1 protein-coding gene is annotated in these 243 nt (G+C 54.7%); it reads right to left on the minus strand.

Going from position 1 to position 243, the window contains the following annotated elements; genetic code table 11:
- Positions 1-243 (minus strand): 3-hydroxyacyl-CoA dehydrogenase NAD-binding domain-containing protein (locus SB771_RS36540; protein WP_410722226.1); only part of this gene is annotated, 243 nt, incomplete at both ends.

Below are 243 nucleotides of genomic sequence, written 5' to 3' on the forward strand. Positions count from 1 at the left end.
GTGGCATCGCTAGTTTGAATCCCGCGAATGACTTCGACGAGCGCCATCAATGGAACGGGATTGAAAAAGTGCATTCCCGTCAAGCGGCTCGGGTCATCGAGCATCGCACCGAGCTTCGTGACGGACACCGACGACGTATTGGTTGCGATGATCGCATTCGGCCGCACGATCGCATCCAGCTTCTTCAAGATCCCCTCTTTGATCTGAATATTTTCCGTCGCTGCTTCGATCACGAAGTCGCGG

The sequence above is a fragment of the Burkholderia sp. SIMBA_051 genome (genome assembly GCF_046534915.1).
In the GTDB taxonomy this organism is placed as follows: domain Bacteria; phylum Pseudomonadota; class Gammaproteobacteria; order Burkholderiales; family Burkholderiaceae; genus Burkholderia; species Burkholderia ambifaria.